This is a genomic window from Bradyrhizobium sp. (assembly GCF_035701725.1).
GTDB lineage: Bacteria > Pseudomonadota > Alphaproteobacteria > Rhizobiales > Xanthobacteraceae > Bradyrhizobium.
Genome location: NZ_DASSRP010000186.1, coordinates 1 through 5,910 on the forward strand (window position 1 = coordinate 1; position 5,910 = coordinate 5,910).

The following is a 5,910-nucleotide window of genomic DNA, read 5'->3' on the forward strand; positions in this document are numbered from 1 at the left end:
GCTGCTGCCGTTTGGGCCGCTGTCAGCTCGATCGCCTCTGCCGAGGACATCAAGGTCGGCGAGATCAACAGTTATTCCGGCCTGCCGGCTTTCACCGAGCCCTACCGCAAGGGCTGGCAGCTCGCGGTCGAGGAGATCAACGCGGCCGGCGGCATCAACGGCAAGAAGCTCGTCGTCGTCTCCAAGGATGACAGCGGCAAGCCGGCCGACGCACTGACCGCGGCCAACGAACTGGTATCGAACGAGAACGTGGCGATGCTGACCGGCACGTTCCTGTCCAACATCGGGCTCGCCGTCAGCGACTTCGCCAAGCAGAAGAAGGTGTTCTTTCTTGCCGCCGAACCCTTGAGCGACGCCGTGACCTGGTCGAAAGGCAACCGCTACACCTTCCGCTTGCGCCCCTCGAACTACATGCAGGCGGCGATGCTGGTGGAGGCGGCCGCGAAATTGCCAGCCAAGCGCTGGGCGACGATTGCGCCGAACTATGAATATGGCCAGTCGGCGGTCTCGGTGTTCAAGAAGCTGATGTCGGAGAAGCGGCCCGACATTCAGTGGGTCGAAGAGCAGTGGCCGCCGCAGGGCAAGATCGACGCCGGTCCGGTGGTGCAGGCGGTGGCGGCTGCCAATCCGGAAGCGATCCTCAACGTCGAATTCGGCGCCGACCTCGTCAAGCTCGTGCGCGAAGGCAATACGCGCGGCCTGTTCAAGGACCGTACCGTCGTGAGCTTCCTGACCGGCGAACCGGAATATCTCGATCCGCTGAAAGATGAAACGCCCGAGGGTTGGATCGTCACCGGCTATCCCTGGTACGCAATCAAGACGCCCGAGCACGACACCTTCCTGAAGGCGTATCAGACCAAGTACAACGACTATCCGCGGCTCGGCTCGATCGTCGGTTACGAGACGGTCAAGGCAGCGGCGGCGATCCTCGGCAAGGCCAATTCGACCGATCCGGAAAAGATGATCGCGGCAGCCGAGGGCCTGTCGCTGCCGTCGCCGTTCGGTGAGATCACCTTCCGCAAGATCGATCACCAATCGACCTTGGGCGCCTTCGTCGGCAAGACTGCGCTGAAGGATGGCAAGGGCGTGATGGTCGATTCCGTCTACCGCAAGGGGTCGGACTATCTGCCTGATAACGCGGAAATCGAAAAGATGCGGCCGAAGGAATGAGGGTGCACATCGCCGCGGCCTCATGGTTCGAGACGCGCGGCTCTTGTTTCCACCGTTCGCCGACGGCCTCGCATGGCTCGGCCTCCTCGGGTGCGCCGCGCTCCTCACCGTGAGAAGTGAGACCCTCATCCTGAGGAGGCACGAAGTGCCGTCGCGAAGGATGCGGCCGACTTACTGAAAGTAATCGAACCACCCATGGCCTTTTACGTCGTTCAGTTCCTGACCGGACTTGCCAGCGCAGCCTCGCTGTTCCTGGTCGCGTCAGGCCTGTCGATCATCTTTGGGGTGACGCGGATCGTCAATTTCGCCCACGGCGCGTTCTACATGCTCGGCGCCTATGTGGCTTTCACGCTGACCGAGCGCCTGTCCGGCGCGGTCGGGTTTTGGGGCGGCATTGTATCCGCCGCTCTGATTGTTGCTGCGATCGGCGTCATCGTCGAAATGCTGCTGCTGCGCCGGATCTATCACGCGCCGGAACTGTTCCAGTTGCTCGCCACCTTCGGCTTGACGCTGATGGTCGAAGACCTCGTGGTGCTGAACTGGGGGCCGGACGATCTGGTCGGCCCGCGCGCGCCGGGCCTCAAGGGCGCGCTCGATTTCTTCGGCCAGCGCATTCCGAGTTACGACCTGTTCCTGATCGTGCTCGGACCTGTCGTGCTCGGGCTGTTGTGGCTGGTATTCCAGCGCACCCGATGGGGCGTGCTGGTGCGGGCCGCGACGCAGGACCGTGACATGGTCGCGGCGCTCGGCGTCAATCAGAAATGGCTTTTCACCTCGGTGTTTGCGCTCGGCGTATTCCTGGCCGCGCTCGCCGGCGCCCTTCAAATCCCGCGCGATGCCGTGCATCATGCCATGGATCTGCGCGTCATCGTCGACGTGTTCGTCGTCGTGGTGATCGGCGGCCTCGGCAGTGTCGCCGGCGCCTTCGTCGCCGCTGTCCTGGTCTCGGAGCTGAATGCGTTCGGCATTCTGATCTTTCCGAAAATCTCGATCATCCTGGTCTTTCTGGTGATGGCGGTCGTCCTGATTGTGCGGCCGTGGGGGTTGCTGGGCAAAGCCGAGGCACCGGCCCGGCGCACGCCGGGCATCACCGTCAATCCCTGGCGCGTGCTTAACCGGAACGAGCGCATCGTCGCCGCCATTGCGCTGCTGCTCGCCGCTTCGCTGCCACTCTTCGCCGGCAACTATGCGCTCACTGTCGGCGCGGAGATTGCGGTTTCGGTAATCTTTGCCGCGAGCCTGCATTTCCTGATGTCGGCCGGCGGGCTCGCCTCGTTTGGGCATGCCGCCTATTTCGGCCTCGGGGCCTACGGCGTCGCCTTCGCCGTCAAGTTGGCGGGCCTGCCGATGCTGGTTGCGCTGCTCGCCGGACCTTTGTTCGGATTATTGGGCGCGGCGGTATTCGGATTTTTCACCGTTCAATTGTCCGGCGTCTATTTCGCAATGTTGACGCTCGCCTTTGCGCAGATCGTGTGGTCGGTCGCGTTCCAGTGGGTCAGCCTCACCGGTGGCGACAATGGCATTCTCGGCGTCTGGCCGGAGCGCTGGGCGGCGAGCCCGTCGCATTTTTACTGGCTGTCACTGGCGGTTGCAGCGCTCGTGGTGGGAGCTTTGCGCATCATCACGTTCTCGCCGTTCGGATTTGCGCTGCGCGCCAACAGGGATTCCCCGCTGCGCAGCGAATCCATCGGCATCGACGGCAAGCGCGTCCAGTGGAGCGCCTTCGTGATCGCCGGCACGGCGGCGGGCATCGGCGGCGCGCTATTTGCGTATCTGAAGGGCAGCGTATTTCCGGATGTGCTGGGCATTCCGCTGTCGGTCGACGCGCTGGTCATGGTGCTGCTGGGCGGCGTCGAAACGGTGTCGGGCGCGATCGTGGGCGCGATCGTCTATAAGGCGTTGTCAATCTGGCTGGTCAGCCAGACCGACTGGTCCAAGCTCGTGCTTGGCGGCTTCATCGTCGTGATCGTGGTCGCGTTCCCGAAGGGAATCGTCGGAACGTTCGAGGCGATCTGGCCGCGCCGCCTATCGCCGGCCCATCGTTCCGGGATCGCCTCACATATCGAGACCGCCGAATGAGCGCCGATCAGCCATTATTGTCGGTCGAGGGATTGAGCAAATCCTATGGCGGCGTGCACGCCGTGCGCGGCGTCTCGTTCGCGCTGTCACGACGCGAAATCCTGGCGCTGATCGGCCCCAACGGCGCCGGAAAGTCCACCTGCTTCAACATGCTCAACGGCCAGACGCAGCCTGATGCGGGAAGGGTGCGCGTGCTGGGGCAAGATACCACCGGCATGAAGCCGCGCGAGGTCTGGCGGCTCGGCGTCGGACGCACCTTTCAGATCACTGCGACGTTTCCGACCATGACCGTTCGGGAGAACGTCCAGGTCGCATTATCCTCGCATGGCCACAAGCTGTTCGATCTTGCGACCTCGATGCCGCGATACGCGCGAGAGGAGGCTGATCGATTACTTGATCTCGTCGGCATGGGCGGCTTTTCGATGCGGCCCTGCGGCGAGCTGGCCTATGGCGATCTCAAGCGGCTCGAGCTTGCGATTGCGCTCGCCAACGAGCCGAAATTGCTGCTGATGGATGAGCCGACCGCGGGCATGGCGCCGCGCGAGCGGATCGAGTTGATGCGGCTCACCGCGGAGATCGCCAGGGAGAAGTCGATCGGGGTGCTGTTCACCGAACACGACATGGATGTCGTGTTCGAACACGCCGACCGCATTCTCGTGCTCAACCGCGGCAACCTGATCGCGGAGGGCTCGCCGGAAGCGGTGCGGCGCAACGCGGAGGTGCGCGCGATCTATCTCGGCGAGGGGCTCGTCTATGATGCGCGTCACCGTGAGGAGGCCTCCTCATGAAGCTCTCGGTCCACGACCTCAACAGCCATTACGGCCCGGCGCATATCCTGTTCGACGTCGCGCTGGAGGTCGGTGAGGGGGAAGCGGTCGCGCTGCTGGGCCGCAACGGCGCCGGGAAATCCACGACCTTTCGTTCGATCGTCGGGTTGGTCGCGCGGCGTACCGGGCGCATCCAGTTCGAGGGCCGCGACATAGAAGGCCTGCCGACGCATGCGATCGTGCGCGGCGGGCTCGGTTATGTGCCGGAGGAGCGCCGCATCTTCACCGACCTCACCGTGGAGGAAAATCTCGAAGTCGGCCGGCAGCCGGCGCGCGCGGGCGCGCCGCAATGGACCCGCGAGCGGCTGTTCGAGCTGTTTCCAAATCTCGCGGAGATGCGCAACCGGCCCGGCGGGCGCATGAGCGGCGGCGAGCAGCAGATGCTGACCATCGCGCGGACCTTGATGGGCAATCCCTCGCTGGTGCTGCTCGACGAGCCGTCCGAGGGCCTGTCGCCCAAGATCGTCGAGCAGATGGTCGAAGCGATCGTTGCGATGAAGAAGGCCGGCGTCAGCCTTCTGGTATCGGAGCAAAATCTGCACTTCGCGCGGCTGATATCGGATCGCGCCTATATCATCGAGCGCGGCCGCATCTGTTTTTCCGGCACCATGGCCGAACTCGATGCGCGTCCCGACATTCGCGACGCGCATTTGGCGTTGTAAGGGGCCAGGGATGAACAGGGCCGTTTCGCCGAAACGAAGCATGAAGGGGCCGCGGCCGGCCTACGTGCTCGACGACCAGATCGGCTTCATCCTGCGCCAGGTCTCGCAGCGTCATGCCGTGATCTTCGCCCGCGACATCGGCGCTGACCTGACGCCGACGCAATGGGCGGCGCTCGCCAAACTCGCGGAAACCGGCCCGTGCTCGCAGAACCAGCTTGGGCGCCTAACCGCGATGGATGTGGCCACCATCAAGGGTGTCATCGATCGCCTCACGGCGCGTGGACTGACGGAGACCAGCGACGATCCGGAGGACGGCCGGCGCTTGCGCGTCAGCCTGACCCGTGCAGGTCAGCAACTGGTGGAGAAGGTCGCGTCCAATGCACTGGCGATTTCAAAGGAAACGCTGGCGCCACTCGATGCACGCGAGCGCGAATTGTTCGTGGCCTTGCTCGACAAGCTGCGCTGACCGAATTCATTGACGGAACAGGCCGTCAACCCGGAACGAATAGCCGACACCCACGATGGTGCTTGGCGTGTTGTGGTTGAGCCCGAGCGCAACGTGAAAATCGACCTGCTGGGTCTTGGTCAGATGATACACCCCGCCCGAATTCCAGAACTGGCTGGAGCTTGCGCCTTGGGGATAGTCGCCGACATATTCGGTGAACAGGCTGAAGCGCGGCGTCAGCTTCTTCTCCACGACAAAGGTCGTCTCGGTGATGCTTCTTGCGGTGAAATCGTCGGGGCGGAAAAAGTCGGTGAGCATGCCGCTGACGCCCCAGCCATCGTGGAGTTCGTAGGACCACGGCATTTGCAGGTAAGGCTGCGCGCCGCGGCCCGCGATCGCGACCGCGCCGGTCGGCAGCGCCACCCCGGCGACGACAGATAGATCAATTTTTCCCGGGACCGGGCTGATCTGCCATTTGACCGCCGGCGACACGTCGCTGAAGCCGGATACGCCGGCGCCATGGACGTTGGCAAAATAGGTCGGCAAATCGATCAGGACTTCGAGGCAGGGCGCAATGCCGAGCCGCCAGCGGCTGTTGCTCGCATCGAGCCGCAGGTTCCCGTCCCGTCCGCCCAAATTGACTCCGTTCTCGTTTTGCAGGCTGCCGACCGGGACGACGATGCTCGAATTCGTCACATCGGGCCGATCCGTCGCGATTTCTTCCGAC

6 protein-coding genes are annotated in these 5,910 nt (G+C 63.7%); 5 read left to right on the top strand and 1 reads right to left on the bottom strand.

Annotation, left to right across the window (positions count from 1 at the left end; translation table 11 throughout):
- The first annotated feature begins 30 nt into the window (after nucleotides 1-30).
- The 5 genes from VFL62_RS10940 (at nucleotide 31) to VFL62_RS10960 (ending at nucleotide 5,204) form a co-directional block, all read left to right on the top strand.
- Nucleotides 31-1,170 (top strand): ABC transporter substrate-binding protein, encoded by a 1,140-nt coding sequence (locus VFL62_RS10940; protein WP_325172395.1) that lies wholly within the window; start codon nucleotides 31-33, stop codon nucleotides 1,168-1,170.
- Between the two features lie 195 nt (nucleotides 1,171-1,365).
- The gene (locus VFL62_RS10945) at nucleotides 1,366-3,249 is read left to right on the top strand and encodes an ABC transporter permease (RefSeq protein ID WP_325172390.1); all 1,884 of its coding nucleotides are present in this window, start codon (nucleotides 1,366-1,368) and stop codon (nucleotides 3,247-3,249) included.
- Entirely contained in the window at nucleotides 3,246-4,037 is a 792-nt protein-coding gene (locus VFL62_RS10950) for an ABC transporter ATP-binding protein (protein ID WP_325172391.1), read from the top strand. The genes VFL62_RS10945 and VFL62_RS10950 overlap by 4 nt, the downstream gene beginning before the upstream one ends.
- Nucleotides 4,034-4,738: an ABC transporter ATP-binding protein gene (locus VFL62_RS10955; RefSeq protein ID WP_325172392.1), complete on the top strand. Its 705-nt coding sequence runs from the start codon at nucleotides 4,034-4,036 to the stop codon at nucleotides 4,736-4,738. Before VFL62_RS10950 ends, VFL62_RS10955 begins: the two co-directional genes overlap by 4 nt.
- Nucleotides 4,739-4,748: 10 nt before the next feature.
- Nucleotides 4,749-5,204 carry a MarR family transcriptional regulator gene (locus tag VFL62_RS10960; RefSeq protein ID WP_325172393.1) on the top strand — a complete coding sequence of 152 codons (456 nt, stop codon included), beginning with the start codon at nucleotides 4,749-4,751 and terminating at the stop codon, nucleotides 5,202-5,204.
- A gap of 6 nt (nucleotides 5,205-5,210) precedes the next feature.
- On the opposite strand, the gene VFL62_RS10965 is transcribed toward VFL62_RS10960, so the two are convergent.
- The coding region (locus VFL62_RS10965) for a transporter (RefSeq protein WP_325172394.1) at nucleotides 5,211-5,910 on the bottom strand (700 nt) is incomplete at its 5' end.

Excerpts from the sequence above, each read along its gene's own strand:
- VFL62_RS10945 (WP_325172390.1), top strand. The coding sequence starts at position 1,366 with ATGGCCTTTTACGTCGTTCAGTTCCTGACCGGACTTGCCAGCGCAGCC.
- VFL62_RS10950 (WP_325172391.1), top strand. The coding sequence starts at position 3,246 with ATGAGCGCCGATCAGCCATTATTGTCGGTCGAGGGATTGAGCAAATCC.
- VFL62_RS10955 (WP_325172392.1), top strand. The coding sequence starts at position 4,034 with ATGAAGCTCTCGGTCCACGACCTCAACAGCCATTACGGCCCGGCGCAT.
- VFL62_RS10960 (WP_325172393.1), top strand. The coding sequence starts at position 4,749 with ATGAACAGGGCCGTTTCGCCGAAACGAAGCATGAAGGGGCCGCGGCCG.